The sequence below is a fragment of the Streptomyces cyaneofuscatus genome (genome assembly GCF_000718135.1).
GTDB classification, from domain to species: domain Bacteria; phylum Actinomycetota; class Actinomycetes; order Streptomycetales; family Streptomycetaceae; genus Streptomyces; species Streptomyces cyaneofuscatus.
In genome coordinates this window covers 83,720-98,648 of record NZ_JOEM01000013.1, presented here as the reverse complement: position 1 = coordinate 98,648, position 14,929 = coordinate 83,720, and the positions used below count along the sequence as shown (strand labels likewise).

Annotated in this window: 11 protein-coding genes and 1 tRNA gene; 5 read left to right on the top strand and 7 right to left on the bottom strand. The window is 71.3% G+C overall.

Annotated elements, in window-relative coordinates:
• Positions 1–3 precede the first annotated feature (3 nt).
• A complete protein-coding gene (locus IF17_RS0121630) occupies positions 4–1,098 on the top strand; it encodes a helix-turn-helix transcriptional regulator (protein ID WP_051884086.1) in 1,095 nt (364 codons plus the stop codon).
• A 132-nt stretch (positions 1,099–1,230) separates the two neighbouring features.
• Here IF17_RS0121630 and IF17_RS0121625 read toward each other — a convergent pair whose 3' ends face one another.
• The gene (locus IF17_RS0121625) at positions 1,231–2,241 is read right to left on the bottom strand and encodes a sigma-70 family RNA polymerase sigma factor (RefSeq protein ID WP_030568405.1); all 1,011 of its coding nucleotides are present in this window, start codon (positions 2,239–2,241) and stop codon (positions 1,231–1,233) included.
• A gap of 504 nt (positions 2,242–2,745) precedes the next feature.
• Here IF17_RS0121625 and IF17_RS0121620 point away from each other — a divergent pair.
• Positions 2,746–3,834 (top strand): questin oxidase family protein, encoded by a 1,089-nt coding sequence (locus IF17_RS0121620; RefSeq protein WP_030568403.1) that lies wholly within the window; start codon positions 2,746–2,748, stop codon positions 3,832–3,834.
• A 21-nt stretch (positions 3,835–3,855) separates the two neighbouring features.
• Here IF17_RS0121620 and IF17_RS0121615 read toward each other — a convergent pair whose 3' ends face one another.
• Positions 3,856–4,638 (bottom strand): dioxygenase family protein, encoded by a 783-nt coding sequence (locus IF17_RS0121615; protein ID WP_030568401.1) that lies wholly within the window; start codon positions 4,636–4,638, stop codon positions 3,856–3,858.
• 216 nt (positions 4,639–4,854) lie between these two features.
• Here IF17_RS0121615 and IF17_RS0121610 point away from each other — a divergent pair, with 216 nt between their 5' ends.
• Complete coding sequence (locus IF17_RS0121610) at positions 4,855–5,367, top strand: MarR family winged helix-turn-helix transcriptional regulator (RefSeq protein WP_018515782.1); 513 nt, start codon at positions 4,855–4,857, stop codon at positions 5,365–5,367.
• A 71-nt stretch (positions 5,368–5,438) separates the two neighbouring features.
• Here IF17_RS0121610 and IF17_RS0121605 read toward each other — a convergent pair whose 3' ends face one another.
• Both IF17_RS0121605 and IF17_RS0121600 read right to left on the bottom strand, forming a co-directional pair.
• Positions 5,439–6,998 (bottom strand): MFS transporter, encoded by a 1,560-nt coding sequence (locus tag IF17_RS0121605; RefSeq protein ID WP_030568398.1) that lies wholly within the window; start codon positions 6,996–6,998, stop codon positions 5,439–5,441.
• A 202-nt stretch (positions 6,999–7,200) separates the two neighbouring features.
• A complete protein-coding gene (locus IF17_RS0121600) occupies positions 7,201–7,863 on the bottom strand; it encodes a TetR/AcrR family transcriptional regulator (RefSeq protein ID WP_030568396.1) in 663 nt (220 codons plus the stop codon).
• 331 nt (positions 7,864–8,194) lie between these two features.
• Here IF17_RS0121600 and IF17_RS0121595 point away from each other — a divergent pair, with 331 nt between their 5' ends.
• On the top strand, positions 8,195–9,472 hold the full coding sequence (locus IF17_RS0121595; RefSeq protein WP_030568394.1) for a M6 family metalloprotease domain-containing protein: 1,278 nt from the start codon (positions 8,195–8,197) through the stop codon (positions 9,470–9,472).
• Here the strand turns inward: IF17_RS0121595 and IF17_RS0121590 are convergent.
• Positions 9,459–11,222, bottom strand: coding sequence for a class I adenylate-forming enzyme family protein (locus IF17_RS0121590; RefSeq protein ID WP_030568392.1), 1,764 nt, complete (start codon positions 11,220–11,222; stop codon positions 9,459–9,461). The two genes, IF17_RS0121595 and IF17_RS0121590, sit on opposite strands and share 14 nt — an antisense overlap.
• Positions 11,223–11,444: 222 nt before the next feature.
• Entirely contained in the window at positions 11,445–12,800 is a 1,356-nt protein-coding gene (locus tag IF17_RS0121585) for a hypothetical protein (protein ID WP_030568390.1), read from the bottom strand.
• Positions 12,801–12,988: 188 nt separating this feature from the next.
• On the opposite strand from IF17_RS0121585, the gene IF17_RS0121580 reads away from it, so the two are divergent.
• A tRNA-Arg gene (locus tag IF17_RS0121580) sits at positions 12,989–13,061 on the top strand.
• Positions 13,062–14,308: 1,247 nt separating this feature from the next.
• Here the strand turns inward: IF17_RS0121580 and IF17_RS0121575 are convergent.
• Entirely contained in the window at positions 14,309–14,611 is a 303-nt protein-coding gene (locus IF17_RS0121575; protein ID WP_030568387.1) for a hypothetical protein, read from the bottom strand.
• Between the last annotated feature and the right edge of the window lie 318 nt (positions 14,612–14,929).

Sequence of the window (14,929 nt, the reverse complement as noted above, 5' to 3'; positions counted from 1 at the left end):
TCCATGACCGACACCCCGGCACGCCTGCTGAAACTGCTGTCGCTCCTCCAGACCCCGCGCGAATGGCCCGGCGGGGAGCTGGCCGAACGACTCGGCGTCAGCCCGCGCACGGTCCGCCGCGACATCGACCGGCTGCGTGAACTGGGCTACCCCGTCGAGGCCTCGCGCGGTTCGCTCGGCGGCTACCGCCTGGTCGCGGGCGCCGCCATGCCGCCCCTGGTGCTGGACGACGAGGAAGCGGTCGCCATCGCGGTGGGGCTGCGGGCCGGCGCCGGGCATGCCATCGAGGGCGTCGACGAGGCCTCCGTACGGGCGCTGGCGAAGCTGGAGCAGGTACTGCCGTCACGGTTGCGGCACCGGGTCTCGGCGCTGCAGAACGCCACGGTGCCGCTGACCCGGGGCGACGGGGCCACCATCGACCCGCAGACCCTGACGACGCTGGCCTCGGCGGCCACCGGGCAGGAGGCGCTGAGGTTCTCGTACCGCAGCGGCGACGGCACGGAGACGAAGCGGCAGGTCGAGCCGTACCGGCTGGTGAGCACGGGGCGGCGGTGGTACCTGGTCGCGTACGACCTGCTGCGGGCGGACTGGCGGACGTTCCGGGTGGACCGGGTCTCCGAGCCGTTCGCCACGGGCGCCCGGTTCACGCCCCGGTCGCTCCCGGTGGAGGGTGGCGGGGGCGCGGAGGGCGGCGAGGCGGAGGATGCGGCGCGCTACTTCGCCCGGTCGATGGCGGGCAGGCAGCCTGAGCTCCGGCTCGATGTGCGGTTCCGGGCGCCGGCGGAGTTCGTGGCGGCCCGGCTGCCTCCGACACTCGGGGTGCCGGAGCCGGAGCCCGGGTCGGGGCCGGACGGGGAGGACGGCTGCCGACTGCGGTCCTCGTCCACGGACTCGTTGGAGTGGGTGGCGCTGCGGCTGGCGCTGGTGGACTGCGAGTTCGCGGTGCAGGGGCCGCCGCAGCTGGTGGCGTACCTGGAGAGCCTGGGCGCCCGGCTGACCCGCGCGGCCTCACCCGCGAACGGACAAGGAAACGGGCCCGGAAACGGATTCGGAGGCGGTCCCGGACACGGGGCCGGACACGGGGCCGGACATGGATGAGCCCCGGCGCCGGGGGGGGTGGGCGCCGGGACTCAGTTCCGGGGACCGGTCGGGAAACCGGTCGGTGACCGGCATGATCCGGTCGGTCAGCCGGTGCGAACCGGCTTGATGGGGAGGTTACGGGTTATTGGCTCACGCCGCAGCGTCAAAGCCCGTGTCGTGAGCCATTCGCTTCAATTCGAGTAGTGCGTGCTTCTCTATCTGGCGGATGCGCTCCCGTGTCAGGCCGTGCTGCTTGCCCACTTCGGTCAGCGTCCGCTCGCGCCCGTCCTCGATGCCGTACCTCATCTTGATGATGGAGGCGGTCCTGTTGTCGAGCTTGCCGATCAGGTCCTCCAGCTCCTCGCTGCGCAGGAGGGTCATCACCGACTGCTCGGGCGAGACGGCGGAGGTGTCCTCCAGCAGGTCGCCGAACTGGGTGTCGCCGTTGTCGTCGACCGACATGTTGAGGCTGACCGGGTCGCGGGCCCAGTCCAGGACGTTGCCCACGCGCTCGGCGTTGGAGTCGAGCTCGGCGGCGATCTCCGCGTGTTCGGGATCGCGCCCGTTCTCCCGGTTGAACTCGCGCTGGACCCGGCGGATCCGGCCGAGCTCCTCCACCAGGTGGACGGGGAGCCGGATCGTGCGGGACTGGTCGGCTATGGACCGGGTGATGGCCTGCCGGATCCACCACGTCGCGTACGTGGAGAACTTGAAGCCCTTCGCGTAGTCGAACTTCTCGACCGCGCGCACCAGGCCCGCGTTGCCCTCCTGGATCAGGTCGAGCAGGGGCAGCCCCGCGCGCGGGTAGCGGCGGGCCACGGCAACGACGAGGCGGAGGTTGGAACGGATGAATATGTCCTTGGCGCGCTCGCCCTCGGCGACCAGCGCCTCCAGCTCTTCACGCGTCGCGCCGCGGGCGTCGCGGGCGTCGCTCTCCACCTCGCCGTCGAGGATCTGCTGGGCGTAGACGCCCGCCTCGATGGACTGGGAGAGGTCGACTTCCTTGGCGGCGTCGAGCAGCGGTGTACGAGCGATCTCGTCCAGGTACATGCCGACCAGGTCGCGATCGGCGACTTCCCCGCCCACGGCGCGAACACTGCTTGCCCGGTCGGTCCCACCGGAGGTGGTGGACGAACGACGGGCGACGGCACGGGTTGCCATGCGTGCTCCCTTGCTGAGTAGGTCGCGACACCTTTTCGGGTGCCCTGCATCCGATGGAAACAACGACTGGAATCCGGACAGAATTCCCATGCCGCCCATTCATTTTCGCGATCATCCAGTACCCTGTCCGGCGCCGACCGGCGGAAACCCGGCGCGGATACCCCCGTAAGCGCAGGTCAGGTACCGAACCGAGGGGTACCGGCGGGCCGTGGCGGGGAACCCGCGACTCCGTTTCGGTGAGGCGGCGCTCACAGGAGGCCACACCCCTGGACCAGGCCGCCCGGACCTCCGTACGCCCCGGACGTTCCCGACCTCGCGTCTACCCCGGAAGACGATCCGTATCGCCTCGGGGTTGCTCGCGATGTCCGCATTGTCGCCACGGAGCGTGGTGCGGAGTGCGGTGCACCGCCCCGGGCCCTAGGTCCGCAGGAGGAGGTCCCGGCCGTGGCCGGCCGGGACCTCAGCCCGATCCGCGGGCCGCCCGCCGCCCCTACCGTGAGGCCCATGACGGACACGCAGCGCAACCCCACGGACACCTCCGGCACCCTCGACGAGGCCCTGGAGCGCATCCACCTCTCGGGGCCGGAGCGCGACGGCTGGCTCAGCAACCACGCGCCGATGGCGATCGAGGCCCTCGTACGGCACGGGCACGCGCGGGTCGCACACCGCTGGCTGGACACCTACCGGCCCAAGCTGGAGGACATGCCCGGGTCCGTCGCGCCGGTGACCGCCCTCAACTGGCAGGAGGCCCTCGGCGACATCAGCCGCGTCGCCGACTGGACGGCGTTCTTCGAGCGGGAGACCGCCGACCGCCCCTGGCGCACCGCCCTCGCCGAGTGGTGGCCCCGACTGCTGCCCGGCATCGCGGCCGGCGCCACGCACGGGGTGATCCGGGTCGGCCACGCCGTACGCACACTGCTGGAGGGCGAGGAGACCGCCCCGCGCGTACGGGAACTGGCCCACGCCCTCGGCTACTGGGCCGCCCGGCACCAGCCGCTGCCCGCCCTGGAGCGCCTCGCCCCGGCCCCCGACGCTGCGGCCGCCCTGGACCGGGTGCCGCTCATCGCCGACCAGGACGGCGGCATCCGGAGCCGGTTCGAGCAGCTCACCGGCTTCCCCGACTGGCCCGGCCGGGCCCCCTCGGGGCCGGAGGCGGCACGCGCCGCGATCGAGGAGCTCGTCCGGGCCGCCACCCACCGTTACGCGACCCATGGCCACGCCGATCCGATCATGCTGGTCCACGCGGCGACCGCGCCCAACGCGGTCCTGCGCACCCTGCCCGCACTCCCCGGCACCCTGTGGACGCCGAGCCTGCACGCGGCCTGGGCGGCGAGCGCCGCGGTGACCTCCGCGTACGGGCCCCGCGAGGCGCAGCCGGTCACGGAACACCTGACGACCGCACAGGCCGCACAGGCCACGCCAACCGCACAGGCCGCACCGGTCGCACAGCACCCGCAGGAGGTGTTCGAGCGGGCCGCGGCGCACGGTGACGACCACACGATCAAATTCGCCGACACGGCACTGGACGTAGGTGACGCTGCCGCCCTCGTCGCCGTCGGCCGCGCGGTCGAGCTGAACACGCCGGCCTGGTGAGACGCACGTGGCCGAGCACCCTCAGCCGAACTGCACCGAGCGCTTGGCCAGCCCCATCCAGAAGCCGTCGATGACGCTCCGCCCCCGGTCCAGCTCCTCCTCGGCGGCGCCCAGCGTCACGAAGAGCGGGGCGAAGTGCTCGGTGCGCGGGTGGGCCAGCTTTCCGGCGGGGGACGTGTGCTCGAAGTCGAGCAGGGCGTCGACGTCCTGGGCCCGCAGCGCGCGGTCGCCCCAGTCGTCGAACTCCGCCGACCAGCCCGGCACCCCGCCGCCCGTGTGCCGCAGGGCGGCCAGGTTGTGCGTGAAGAAGCCGCTGCCGACGATCAGCACGCCCTCGTCACGCAGCGGGGCGAGCTTGCGCCCGATGGCCATCAGCTTCTGCGGGTCGAGCGTCGGCATGGAGATCTGGAGTACGGGGATGTCGGCGTCCGGGAACATCTCCACCAGCGGCACGTAGGCCCCGTGGTCGAGCCCCCGGTCCGGGATGTCCTGGACCGGCGTACCGGCGCCGCGCAGCAGCTTGCGGACGCTGTCGGCGAGCTGCGGGGCCCCGGGGGCGCCGTACCGCACCCGGTAGTAGTGCTCGGGGAACCCCCAGAAGTCGTAGACCAGCGGCACCGGCTCCACCGCACCGAGCGCGAGCGGGGCCTCCTCCCAGTGGGCGGAGACCATCAGGATGGCGCGGGGGCGCGGCAGCGTGGCCGACCAGGCGGCGAGCTGGCCGGGCCAGACCGGGTCGTCGGCGAGCGGTGGGGCGCCGTGCGAGAGGTAGAGGGCGGGCATGCGCTCCGCGGTGACAGTCATGGCACTCCCCATCCACTGGACCTGACATTGCCTTCGGCATCGATCATGGATTCCGGATCCCGGGGGATGGTTCTCCAGGGGCCCTGCGAAATCAGGGCGAAATCAGGGATCCTGCGGAATCCACCCGGCCAGGTTCTTGAACCTTCAAGTTCCTACCTCCAGAGACCTTAGCCCTATCTAGTTAAACTTTCAAGAAAAGGTCGTACAGTGGAGCACATGACCACGGCATCCACGGCATCCACCGGCGCGACACGCTGGCTCACCGACGAGGAGCAGCGGGTCTGGCGCGCCTATCTGCATGCCACCACGCTGCTGGAGGACCACCTCGACCGCCAGTTGCAGCGGGACGCGGGCATGCCCCACATCTATTACGGGCTGCTCGTCCAGCTCTCCCAGGCGCCCCGGCGCCGGATGCGGATGACCGAGCTCGCCAGGAACGTGAAGATCACCCGTTCCCGGCTCTCGCACGCCATCGCCCGGCTGGAGAAGAACGGCTGGGTGCGGCGTGAGGAGTGCCCCTCCGACAAGCGCGGCCAGAACGCGGTGCTCACCGACGACGGCTACGCGATGCTCGGGCGTTCGGCGCCGGGCCATGTCGACGCCGTACGGCAGGCGCTGTTCGACCGGCTCACGCCCGAGCAGGTGCGCAGCCTCGGCGACATCATGCGCGTCCTCGCCTCCGGGCTCGAACCGGAGGGTACGGACGCGGATCTGCCCTGGCTCCGCTGAGCGGCGGAACCAGGGCAGACCGTGAATCAGGGCAGACCGTGAAGCCAGGGCAGGCCTCGTAGGCGACGGCGTCAGTGGGCGACGACCGGGATCCGGAACTCGTCCTCGGCGCCCTCGGCGTTCCCACCGGACGTGCCACCCGTACCGCCGGCCGCTCCCGTTCCCGGGCGGCCGGTGTTGATCAGGACGACCGCGATCGCGGAGGCGAGGACCAGGATGCCGACCGCCCACCAGATCGCGCTGGCGAAGCCGCTGACCATGGCCTGGAGCTCCAGGAGCTTCGGGTCCGTGGCGCGGGCCGCGTTGTCGGCGATGTAGGCGGTGGTGGCACCGGCCGCGATGGTGTTCAGCAGAGCGGTGCCGATCGCGCCGCCGACCTGCTGCGAGGTGTTGACCATCGCGGAGGCGACCCCCGCGTCACGCGGCTCGATGCCGTGCGTGGCCAGGGACATGGCCGGCATGAACGCCGTACCCATACCGAGGCCGAGCAGCAGCATGCCGGGCAGGATGACGGCCGCGTAGCTGGTGTTCAGGTCCAGCTGGGTGAGGAGCAGCATGCCGATCGCGGCGACCAGGAAGCCGGGGCCCATGAGCAGCCGCGGCGGGACCCGGGTCATCAGCCGGGTACCGATCTGGGTGGAGCCGGTGATCATGCCCGCGATCATCGGGAGGAAGGCGAAGCCGGTCCTGACCGGGGAGTACCCCTTCACGATCTGCAGGTAGTAGGTCAGGAAGAGGAACAGCCCGAACATCGCGATGATGGCGAGCCCCAGCGAGAGGTAGACCCCGCCGCGGTTGCGCTCGGTCAGGACGCGCAGCGGCAGCAGCGGCGACTTCACCCGCGACTCGACCACGACGAAGGCCAGCAGCAGTCCGGCGGCCGCGATGAACATGGTGATCGTCAGACCGTCCGACCAGCCGGCCGACTCGGCGCGGGTGAAGCCGTAGACCAGGGCGACCAGGCCGAGCGTGGAGAGCACGACGCCGGGGATGTCCAGCGGCGAACGGTTGCGGGTGCCGGAGGGCTCACGGATGACGAAGTACGCGCCCACGGCGGCGACGACGGCGAACGGGATGTTGACGAAGAACGTCCAGCGCCAGTTCAGGTACTCGGTGAGGAAGCCGCCGAGGATCAGCCCGACCGCGCCACCGCCACCGGCGATGGCCCCGTAGATGCCGAAGGCCTTGGCGCGCTCCTTGGCGTCGGTGAACATCACGGCCAGCAGGGAGAGGGCCGCCGGGGCGAGCAGGGCGCCGAAGACACCTTGCAGGGCCCGGGAGCCGAACATCATCGCCTCGTTCTGGGCGGCTCCGCCGAGCGCGGAGGCCAGCGCGAAGCCGATCAGCCCGACGACGAAGGTGCGCTTGCGCCCCCAGAGGTCGGCGATCCGGCCGCCGAAGAGGAGCAGACCACCGAAGGCGAGCGCGTAGGCCGTGATGACCCACTGCTTGTTGCCCTCGGAGATGCCGAGGTCGGTCTGGGCGGAGGGCAGGGCGATGTTCACGATGGTCGCGTCGAGCACGACCATCAGCTGGGCGAGCGCGATGAAGGCCAGGGCCTTCCAGCGGCTGGGATCGGGAAGCCCGGTGCCGGCGATTCTCGACAGCGGGGTGTCAGCGGTTTTTGCCATGGGAGTAGCCACCTAGGGACATGCGAGGGCGCCGAGGACGTCGCGAGGTCAGTCGCCGGTACGTGCTGGCGTACGCGTGATGGGAGTACGTGAAGGGAGTACGTGATGCGTGAACGTAAAGGGACGTTGACTAAGGGCGTCGACTAAGGACATCGACTAGGACGTTGATTCGAGGCGGGGGCTGCGGCCCGTGCGGGCGTCATCAGTCGCGGCGCCTCAGGTTCTCCAGGGTTGCCGCCGATCCGGGCAGCACGGAACGGGCCGGGGCTTCCAGTCCGTCCAGGAACAGCTGCAGATGGCGGTGGGTGAAGCGGTCGATGTCCAGGCAGGCGATGCCGGGCAGCGGCCGGGTGAGCTGGGAGAGGGCGACGAGTACGTCACCGACGGCGATGTCGGTACGCAGCCGCCCCGCGGACATGGCGCGCGACACGAGCCCCTCGACAGCGGCTTCGAGGCGGTCGCGCTCGGCCAGCAGGTCGGGGTGGTCCCTGTCGAAGACGCCGGAGAGCATCGGGCACAGGGCCCCGATCCGTTCGTCGGCGGCCGCGTGCACGAACCGGCTGAGCGCGGCGAACGGGTCGGCCTCCGCCGCGGTGGCCTCTTCGGCCCTCGCGGTGGTGCGGGAGGTGACCGCGAGCACGACCTCATGGGTCAGCGCCGCGCGGTCGGGGAAGTTCCGGTAGAGCGTGGCGTTCCCGACGCCCGCCCGCCGTGCGACGTCGTCGAGCGGCACGTCCGGCCCGAACTCGACGAACAGCTCACGGGCGGCCGTGACGATCCGCTCACGGTTGCGCAGCGCGTCGGCCCTCGGTCGGGGCGTACGGCGCTGAGCTGCCGGTGCGGTGGTGTCGGCGACGGTCTCCACGGCTGCGGCCCTTCCCGTTCTCTGAGTGGATATCGGCTCTGAGCAGATATCGGACGATGTGCGGCTGGACGGTGTGGGATTGGACGGCGTGTAGCTGAGTGACCCCCACCCGTAACCGGGGATCAGATCCCCGTTTCAGGGGGACACCGATGCAAACGGGGAGACCCTCCCCGGTTATTTCCGCCTCCCCCTGTGACTTGAGTCACACCCGCCGACGGCGAAAACCCTCCGATCGGCGCACCCCAGCGAGCGCCCCCCGACCGCCCGGCACAGGCTGATCGCCAGAGCGCAGTCAGGGTCGGCCGGCTGCCGCGGACCCGAAGGCGCCTCTATGCAGCAGCCCCGCCACCGGATACGCAATCACCGCCGCCCCGCCGCCCTGGCCGGAGCGACCGCCCTGGTCATAGCCGCCATGGCGACGGCGAGCACCACCCTTCCGGGGGCCGGGCGGGCCACGGCGGGCCCGGCGGCCACCGCCGAGGACTCCGCGGTCGCCCCCTGCCGGATCGCCACGACCATGGGCGTCCAGATGTCGCTGGGCATGCCCACCCCGCCCGGCTACGCCCGCTCCACCGGCGAGGTCAGGTCACTCAACCTGATGATCGACTTCCCGGACGCGGAGGGCACGGAACCGGCGGCGGACCGGTTCGCGGAGTTCTTCCCGCAGACCTCCGACTGGTTCACGACCAGCTCCTACGGCCGCCTCGACTACCGCCCCGAGGCCCCCGTCAAGGAGTGGCTGCGGATGCCGATGCCGTTCGCGGAGTACGGGATAGAGCGCGGCTCACCGTTCGAACCGGGCTACCGCCAGCTGGTCGAGGACCTCGTCGCGGCCGCGGACCCGCTGGTGGACTTCTCGGCGTACGACCTGGTCAACGTCCTCGTCACCCCGAACGCGGGCCCCTCCGCCCTCGACACCGTGCTCTCCGTGACCTTCTCCGGCAACGACGACGCCCCGACCGCCGACGGCGTACCGCTCTCCAACACGTCGTTCGTCTACAGCCGCCAGGACGACGGTTCGGGGTCGTACGCACAGACGGGCTACCGCGTCCTGCCGCACGAGAACGGCCATGTCTTCGGCCTGCCCGACCTCTACACGATGGAGGGCGGCGGCTCGGTGGGGCACTGGGACATCATGTCCGAGGACTGGGGCGCCAACAACGACTTCCTGGGCTGGCACAAGTGGAAGCTCGGCTGGCTCGACAACGAGCAGATCAGCTGCGCCTCCCAGCCCGGCGTCAGCGACCACACGCTCGGCCCGCTGGCCACGGCGGGCGGCACCAAACTCGCCTTCGTCCCGCTCAGCGCCCAGTCCGGCTACGCCGTGGAGGTCCGTACGGCGGCGGGCAACGACGAGGCGGTGTGCCGGCCCGGGGTGCTGATCTACAAGGTCAGCTCCGACGTGGACACCGGCCAGGGCCCGGTCTCCGTCGCCGACGCCACCCAGGACAGCGGCGGCTGCACCCGGCGCCCCAACGTGCACGCGGAACTCTCGGACGCGCCGTTCCGCCCCGGCCAGACGTTCACGGACCGCGCCAACGGCGTACGGATATCCGTGCTGGACGAGGACGGCGACGGCAACTACCGGGTCCGGATCACCCGGCCGTGAGCGGCGCGGGACCCTGATCGCGCGCGGGGCTCTCATCGCGGGCGGGGAACCGGTCCCGGAGCTCGTGCTTGAGGACCTTCCCGGTGGCGTTGCGCGGGAGCGGCTCGTCGGTGAGCAGCACCCGGGCCGGCACCTTGAACCGGGCGAGGGACCGGCCGACGTGCTCGCGCAGGGCGTCGGCGGTGACCCCGGCACCCGTACGAGGCAGGACGACGGCGACGACCTCCTCCCCCAGCACCGGGTGCGGGACACCGAGGACGGCGGCGTCGCGCACGTCGGGGTGGTCGTGCAGGGCGCCCTCGACCTCGACGCAGTACACGTTCTCGCCGCCCCGGACGACCATGTCCGTGATCCGGTCGACGACCGCGATGCGCCCCTCACGCGCCACGGCGAGGTCCCCCGTACGGAACCAGCCGTCCCGGAACGCCTCCTCGGTCGCGGCCGGGTCGCGCCAGTAGCCGCGGAACAACGACTGCCCGCGCAGCCACAGCTCCCCCACCTGCCCCTCGGGCAGCTCCTCGCCCGCCGGGCCCGCGATCCGTGTCTCGGTCACGGGGGTCGGGCGGCCGACGGCACCGGGGTGGGCCCGGTACTCGGCGCCGATGTTCGCGAGGACGCCGCCGCTGGTCTCGGTGAGGCCGTAGCCGTTACGGGGCTCGACGCGCTCCCCGTACCGGGCGGTGAGGCGGGCGACCAGGCGGGGCGGGGCCGCGGCGCCTCCGGTGCTGAAGAGGGTGAGGCTCGCCAGTTCGTCCCCCGTACGCTCGGCGGCGTCCAGCAGTCGGAGGGCGGTCGTCGGCACCCCCGCGACGTGCGTGACGCCGTGGGCGCGGATGAGCCGGAGGGCCTCGTCCGCGTCCCACCGGTCCATCAGGACGAGGGTGCCGCCCGCCGCGATCACCCCGTAGAAGCTGGTGAACGCGGCGACGTGGAAGAAGGGGAACGTCATCAGGGAGACCGGCGCGGGCCCCATCCCCGGGACGGCGCCCCTCCCCAGCGCGGAGGCGGCCGCCTGGTAGCGGGGGTTGAGCGCGGCCCCGGCCTGGGCGAGATGGGTGGCCACCGCCCCCTTGGGCCGGCCGGTGGTGCCCGAGGTGTAGAGGATCGTGGCGTCGTCCTCGGGCCGGGGCTCCACGTCGGGGGGAGCGGCCAGGGGGTCGGGCGCGGGAAGGTCCTCGTACCGCTCGACGCGTACGCCGTCCGGCAGCGGCCCTGCGCCGTGCGAGCCCTGGAAGAGCACCACGCGCGCCCCGGTCCGCCGCGCCCACCCCGCGACCCGCTCCAGCCGCTCACCGTCGACGAGCAGCACCCCGGGCTCGCAGTCGTCGAGGGCGTAGGTGAACTCACCCTCGGTCCAACAGGAGTTGAGCGGTACGGCGACGAGCCCGGCCAGCTGGACGGCCCAGAAGGCGATCTGCCACTCAGGCTGATTCCGCATCGCGACCACGGCCCGGTCACCGGGGCGCAGCCCGTACCGCTCGCTCAGCCGGACGGCCAGGGCGGACGCGGCGGCGAAGAACTCCCCGTACGAATAACGGCGTTCACCGGCGATCAGGAACGGCGAGTCACCGTAGGCCCACGCCGTCTCGACGAACTCCCGGAGCGTACGCGGCCCGTCGGCGTACTCCAGCACTCCCCGCTCCCCCCGGACCACGGCGAAGGGGGCACCGGGGCCGGTCAGGAGCGCGTGGATCCGTTCGGCGCGCTCGGAGTCCTGGGGCCCGGTCGGGGGCCGGTCGGTGTGCGGCACGGGCTGCGGCCTTTCTCGCGCTGGCTCGGTAGGGGTGACGTTAACCGGTCACCGGCTGCCACGTTCCGGTGGGCGAGCGCCGCTGGGACTGTGGTGGATCACGTGGCCGTCGAGGTCAGCGGCGGCGAAGACGGGAACGCGGGTGCAACGTGCGGCGGACCGAGGTGAGACCGTCCGGGGCCGGCTCCATCGGAACGGCCGCGAGCGCGGCACCTCGACGCTTCAGCGGCCGGCCGGGGGCTTCGGCCACGGCATCCCTTTGGCGGCCGCGTCCAGGAGATCGCCCAGGCGAAGCCAGGCGGCCGGTCCGGAGTTCGTGGCCGGGCAGCTCGCGAACCGGTCCCACGCGTCCTGGTCGGATCCGAGCGATTCGCGCACCACCGAGACCACCACCGCATGGGCGTTCCGGTACCCACCACCCCGGGCTCGCAGCGCCGACCAGGCGGGCAGGGCACGTACGAGACTCGGGCCGGTGTCCTCCCTGGCCAGGATCAGACGGGTCCAGGACTCGCGCCAGGTCGGCCCGCCGCCCAGATAGCGGCGAAGGGCGACAGTAAGGCGGAGGAGCACCTCATCGGGGGCGCTGTGGCGGCGCAGCACGTCCTCGAAGTCCTCGCCGGACCGGTAGGCGCCCGCCGCGGAGGCGAGGAGGGCTTCTCCACGAGGGAGTCGTTGCCGACGTGCCGATCCAGGTACTCCCCCAGCGTCTCCACCGAGGTACCGGCCAACACACGCACGGTCACCTCGTCCGGCGCGCCGAGCGCGGTGCGGCGGCGGTCCGTGCCGGAGGCCGGTGGCGGGTCCGCGAGGATGCGCTGGACGGTATCGAGGATCTACAGCCCAGGGCAGGCTGCCGAGCAACTGGTCGTGGATGGCCCGTTCGGCATCGGTGCCGTCCGCCCATTCCACGAAGTTCCTGTGCCGGTCGGGGTGCCGTTCGAGTATCTGACGCCACATGGTCTGCCATGCCTCGTGCCCTCTACGGTTCCTGTCCAGCCAGTCGTCGATGTCCTCGCCCTCCGGGTCACCAGGATCGGGAGCCGTCGGAAGCATGTCGCGAGCCGCCTCGAACACGACGTCGTGCAGGGGGCCTTGCCGGAGCATGGTCTGCGCCGGAGCCTCTTCCTCCAGAAGCTGGGGGGACATGGGCGGCGGGGCGCCGAGCGCGCGCACCACTTCGGCAACGGCCGTGGCCAACCGCTCCTCGGCACCCGGACCTCCGAGCCGGGCCAACTGCTGAGGGGTGCACCGCCTCAGGGTCCGGTCACGCAGATCCGGCGTACATGAAGGGTGCCCCAGCGCACGTGCGGCCACGGCCGACCGACGGCCGAAGTGGTGCGCTTCCTCCTCACCTTCCAGATCCGCCGCTACGGCCGCTTCCAGGAGCCACATCGGGGCCTCCTCGGCCAGCGGGCCGGACAGCAGGGCTTCGCTGAGAGCGGAGCGGTCGGTCCGAGACGTGACCGATCGTGCCTGCCGCACGGTCAGCCTCACGGCGGGGTCGTCCGGGCCGCAGCCGGCCATCGCCGTGAGGAGGAATTCGGTCGGCAGCAGGGAATCGGAACGCGAGCCGGTCACGAGAGGACCCCTCCGTCGAGGCTTGATGGTGTGCTTGCGAACACCTTGCTCGCTCACGGGACTGACAGCGGCCTCCGTGCCACCGGAAATACCCAGGTCAGACGGCCTTTCGCACACACCCGGAGGCTGCAGCGCCTATGGGGGCGCCCCCAGCGAGTCCGATCCGCTAGGCTGTCAGCGGTCAGTCGGCCTTCGTAGCTCAGGGGATAGAGCACCGCTCTCCTAAAGCGGGTGTCGCAGGTTCGAATCCTGCCGGGGGCACAGCGCGTTACCGCTCTGACCTGGGAATTCTCCCTCAGGGAGGGGTCCTGTTCGGCCTCGGACTTCTCGTCCGGGGCCGTTTGCGTGAGCGGTGATCGGTGCATGAGCGGTGCATGAGCAGCCCTAGCGACGACGTCTGCGGCGCATGCGGGCGGTTCGCCGGGCAGGGGCAGCGGTCATTCCCGCACACCCGGATCTCGTGGCGCGCTTCCGGGGCGGCCCGCTCCAGGGCCTCTCGCCCTGAGTCGCGGGTGACAGCCCGAGTCGAGCAGCGGGCGGTTGAGGGATTCGTTGGCTCCACCCGACTGCGAAATGCCGGATATGTGACGGTATGGGAGTGTGCAGTGGACTGGTCGGACGAGGATCGGGGGAAAGCGGCTCGGCGGCGGAAAGGTCCGAGGCCTTGGCCTTCAGGGTGTTGTTCCCCCCGAGGCGTCCGAGCTCGAAGAGCGAGATCGGACGCACCCGATGCTGCCCCTGGAGAAGCTCCTGGATGGCGTAGTAGGCGAACTGCGACTTGCCGGTACCCTGCGTCCACCACAGACCCGGCATGCTGATGAGCGAAAACCTCTCGTTGACCGCGGTCCAGGAGTGGGCCTGGAAGGTCACCGGTACCCGTACAGGTGAGGCAGTGGGTGCCCCCCACTCAAGCAGACGTTGTTCGAGATACGCCATGTACCCGTCGAGCAGACGCGGTGTGTGCCGGGGTTCGGGGAACTCGGCTGGAGCGTCGGCATAGGTCATCAGCCGATATTCGCGACGCACCAGCGGGCGGCCCAGCGCACTGCCGAGTCGCGATGCCGGGCGGGGGCCGGCGCGCCGTACCCCTCGATAGGCGGCCTGCCTGCACGCCGAACTGCAGTATCGGCGTGGGCGGCCGGTGGGCTTCTGTGTGAACGGGGGCGCCGTGCAGCCGGTGCGCTCGCACCTGTGGACAGGGACGTCTTTGGCCGCCTCCCACACCACGGAGGAGTGACGGGGGCCGAAACGGCTGTGCAGTTCCTCGTGCAGCTGGCTGCCGTATTCGGAGTCGCGCAGTTTGGCCAGAAGCCGGCCGACGAGTCGCTGCAGGCTGTCGAGGGAAATGCCGAGCTGGGCTGCCATCTGCTCAGGCGGGGCTCCGTGCAGGTAGTCCAGGAGGAGGCGCCGGTGAGGCGGTTCGAGAACCTTGCGCAACGCGCGGCCGAGGATGTCGTCGCCGATGTTCCGGCCAACCCGGTCCAGGTCCGGCCCGTACCCTTTGCGCCTCAACGCTCTGACTCCTCCGCCGTCGGCCGTTCGCTACCGGGCAACGTGTCGAAGCCGGCGGAGCGGCCGGTGTCGCGTCGCACGGTGTCGGCACGCGGCAGCATTCGGCGAGTCCTGAATCGTAGCGAGCTGAACAGGTTGACCAGCGTGTGACCGCTGGCCTCCAACATCTGCGGCAGGTCTTCGGTACGGGCCCGACGCATCGCCTGCCCGGCGATGCGCCCGTGGACCAACAGACCGATCAGGCAAACCACCGTCAAGGCGATCAGCGCAGCCAGCGCGATCAGTACGGCCTCGGTCACCGTGCTCTCGTCTCCTTTCGGGCCCGGACATGACGATGGCCCCCGTCGCGACGTTTCGCGACGGGGGCCATCGGTCAGTGCAGGCAGCAAATTCCCCGCAGGGAGCGGGGCTTGTGCGGCCAGGCACAGGTGTGCCGTGACCACGACCAGAACGTACCCGATTCCTTCGGCCCCTCCTGGTGGATATTTCGACCTGCCCGGGGCGTTTTCGCAGCTCGGACGAGGTGGGCTGAGCGGGCGGCGCGGCTGAGAATTCAAAGAAGTTTCGTAACACGCCCTGGACGCGCGGGCCCGGCAGGCCGGTACCGGCGGCCAGGG

Excerpts from the sequence above, each read along its gene's own strand:
- IF17_RS0121595 (WP_030568394.1), top strand. The coding sequence starts at position 8,195 with ATGCAGCAGCCCCGCCACCGGATACGCAATCACCGCCGCCCCGCCGCC.
- IF17_RS0121630 (WP_051884086.1), top strand. The coding sequence starts at position 4 with ATGACCGACACCCCGGCACGCCTGCTGAAACTGCTGTCGCTCCTCCAG.
- IF17_RS0121605 (WP_030568398.1), bottom strand. The coding sequence starts at position 6,998 with ATGGCAAAAACCGCTGACACCCCGCTGTCGAGAATCGCCGGCACCGGG.
- IF17_RS0121620 (WP_030568403.1), top strand. The coding sequence starts at position 2,746 with ATGACGGACACGCAGCGCAACCCCACGGACACCTCCGGCACCCTCGAC.
- IF17_RS0121615 (WP_030568401.1), bottom strand. The coding sequence starts at position 4,638 with ATGACTGTCACCGCGGAGCGCATGCCCGCCCTCTACCTCTCGCACGGC.
- IF17_RS0121625 (WP_030568405.1), bottom strand. The coding sequence starts at position 2,241 with ATGGCAACCCGTGCCGTCGCCCGTCGTTCGTCCACCACCTCCGGTGGG.
- IF17_RS0121610 (WP_018515782.1), top strand. The coding sequence starts at position 4,855 with ATGACCACGGCATCCACGGCATCCACCGGCGCGACACGCTGGCTCACC.